Below are 3,118 nucleotides of genomic sequence, written 5' to 3' on the forward strand. Positions count from 1 at the left end.
CTCACTTCCAATTCGATATACGGCTTAACTGATTACTGTTGTCTCGTGTCAGAGCTTCGAATCAGCAAGCACTAAAGTAGGGCGTTAGCTAGGTAGAGTAAGAGAGCAAAGCCTTGATTGCTTTCCCTAAAATACAGCAATGAATAGAGCTTCATCACGAAATGGCAATCAATTGTTAATAGTATTTAATTATTAATACTTAGGTATTTATCAATAAGCATTTTCCTTGTGAATGATCTCAATCCTTTAAAATCGACATTACCCAATCATCTCCTACGTAGTTCTACGTAATCCTTTGGTCTAATACGCAGTTTGTGTGCGCCCGTCGTGCGTGCTCTCCCTGATATCTTGTTGCCTCATCACGGTGCACTCTTATGTTGAATCATAAAAAATGCTCATAGAAAGAGTGTTAACCCAACAAAGGACGTGAACATGAGTCTCATTTCTAACTCCCTCACACGAGTTTTTAAAAACGTTGCAGTAACTGCTGCGGCTTGTTTAGCTTTGGTCGCTACTGGTGCTACAGCCGCTGATAAGGTTTACCGTTTAAAACTTGCGGAAACTTGGGGACCAAACTTCCCAGTTTTCGGTGATGCAACCAAAAACATGGCGGCGATGGCTGAGAAGATGTCGAATGGTCGACTGCAAATCAGAATCGATTCAGCAAACAAACACAAAGCACCTCTTGGCGTTTTTGACATGGTTAAGTCTGGTCAATACGACATGGGTCACTCAGGCTCTTACTACTGGAAAGGTAAAGTTCCAAACACTCTTTACTTCACTTCTATGCCTTTCGGTATGACGCCAGCAGAACAATACGCGTGGTTCTATCACGGTGGTGGTATGGAGTTGATGGAGCAGGTTTACTCTCCACATAACTTGATGTCTTTCCCTGGTGGTAACACGGATATCCAGATGGGTGGTTGGTTTCAAAAAGAGATCAACAGCGTTGAAGATCTACAAGGTCTGAAAATGCGAATCCCAGGTTTTGCGGGTGAGATTCTTGCAGAGCTAGGTGCTAAACCGACAAACATTGCTCCGGGTGAGCTTTACACCTCTTTGGAGCGTCGCACAATCGATGCACTGGAGTGGGTAGGTCCATCACTTGATCTACGTATGGGTTTCCACAAAATCGCGCCTTACTACTACACAGGTTGGCATGAGCCGGGTTCAGAGCTTCAATTCCTAGTGAATAAGCGTACATGGAACAAGCTTCCTGAAGACCTACAAGAGATCTTGCGTGTTGCCATGCGTACAGCGGCTTATGACATGTACACACAAGCTACGCACGAAAGTGGTAAGAACTGGGTTTCAATGAAAACAGAATACCCAGATGTACAAGTTAAAGATTTCCCACCAGAGGTAATGTCGGCACTGAAAGAAGCGAACGATCGTCTTCTTGCTGAGCACGCTGAGAAAGATGAGTTGGCGAAAGAGATACAAGCTTCACAAGCAAGCTACCTAGAGCAAGTACGTTCATGGACGGATATTTCACACAGAGCTTATCTAAATAGCCAAGCGAAATAATCGACAGTTGTTGAACTGAAGCTAAATGAACCCAAAGCAAACGTACTGTTACATAGCTTAAGTCTAAGGGCTTAAGTACCTAAACAGATAAGCGGCGGGTTCATTTTAAACATAATAATGAATTGCCCAAGAACCCTTTCTACGTCGTGCCTATTGCTAGCTATAAACTGAATTGTTTTTAGTTGGGTTAGCTGTACTGCAAGATGTCTTTTCAAATTCCATGGAGTCGGGAATGCGAAGTCTAATTTATATTGAACGCGTGTTTAATCGTATCGGTGATGCACTGGGATGGCTTTCCAGTATGTTGTTTATTCTACTTATCGCCAACGTTGTGTATGACGTTGTCATGAGATATGCCTTCAATGATGTCTCAATCGCTTTCCAAGAGATGGAGTGGCACCTCTTCTCAGCCGTTTTCCTATTAGGTGTTCCTTATGCCATCAAGGCTGGTGGCCATGTGCGAGTGGATGTGTTCTACGAGCAACTGAGCTTCAAGGCACAAGCCATTATTGACCTGCTCGGCACACTTATCTTTCTGATGCCTTTCTGTTTACTGGTTGCTTGGTTTGGAATTGATGTGGCCAAAGAGAGTTATAACCTCGGCGAAACCTCAGGTGACCCGGGTGGCTTGCCATATCGCTGGATCATCAAAGCCATGATCCCGCTGTCATTCTTCCTAATGGCACTCAGTGGCGTGGGTTTAATCCTGCATTCACTTAATAAGATTTTTAATCCGCATCTTATCCATGCAAACAATACTCATACAAAGAATTAGTAGAGGCTGAACATGATTGGAATAGTAATGTTTTTCGTAGCCTTGTTTGCACTTTTACTTGGCTTCCCAGTGGCCTTCACCTTTGGTGGTATCGCCTTAATCTTTGGTGTTTGGGCTGAGGGCATCGAAATGTTTGCCTTTATGCCATATCGAATTCAATCAATCATGGAAAACACGGTGCTGATGGCCGTTCCATTGTTTGTCTTCATGGGGCTTGTTCTGCAAAAGACCAAGCTTGCTGAGCAGTTGCTTGAGTCAATGGGCCGACTGTTTGGTGGTGTTCGTGGTGGTATCGCAATCTCGACGGTACTCGTAGGTTCACTGCTTGCTGCGTCAACCGGCGTAGTAGGGGCTTCGGTAGTGGCGATGGGTCTTATCTCGTTACCCGTAATGCTTAAGTACAACTACGACAAAGGCTTAGCCTGCGGCACTATTTGTGCGTCTGGTACGCTAGGGCAGATCATTCCGCCTTCTATCGTACTGATCTTATTAGGTGATGTACTCGGTGTTCCGGTTGGCGACTTGTTCCAAGCGGCGATTTGGCCGGGTGTGATGCTGGTCGGCGCGTACATCGTTTATATCTTGATATACGCGAAGCTACACCCTGAAGCGGCTCAACCGATTGAACGTGATGACTCCATCAGCCGTAAGCAAGAAGTGTTTAATGCACTGAAAGCGATTCTTCCGCCTTTAGCGCTCATCATTGTTGTACTCGGCTCTATCTTCGCAGGTGTTGCTACGCCAACAGAGTCAGCGGCATTAGGTGGCGCGGGTGCGATGATACTTGCACTGCTTTACGGTCAGTTTAGTTGGTCG

The 3,118-nt window shown here is 45.2% G+C and carries 3 protein-coding genes; all 3 read left to right on the forward strand.

Annotated features, from left to right (window positions below; translation table 11 throughout):
* Positions 1–432 precede the first annotated feature (432 nt).
* Positions 433–1,527 carry a TRAP transporter substrate-binding protein gene (locus IQQ51_RS20655; RefSeq protein ID WP_048607172.1) on the forward strand — a complete coding sequence of 365 codons (1,095 nt, stop codon included), beginning with the start codon at positions 433–435 and terminating at the stop codon, positions 1,525–1,527.
* Positions 1,528–1,759: 232 nt separating this feature from the next.
* The gene (locus tag IQQ51_RS20660; RefSeq protein WP_050635125.1) at positions 1,760–2,302 is read left to right on the forward strand and encodes a TRAP transporter small permease subunit; all 543 of its coding nucleotides are present in this window, start codon (positions 1,760–1,762) and stop codon (positions 2,300–2,302) included.
* Positions 2,303–2,314: 12 nt separating this feature from the next.
* A partial coding sequence (locus IQQ51_RS27455) for a TRAP transporter large permease (protein ID WP_228013069.1) occupies positions 2,315–3,118 on the forward strand: 804 nt, incomplete at its 3' end.

Origin of the sequence: Vibrio sp. OPT18, assembly GCF_015163615.1 — a bacterium.
Taxonomy (GTDB): domain Bacteria; phylum Pseudomonadota; class Gammaproteobacteria; order Enterobacterales; family Vibrionaceae; genus Vibrio; species Vibrio coralliirubri.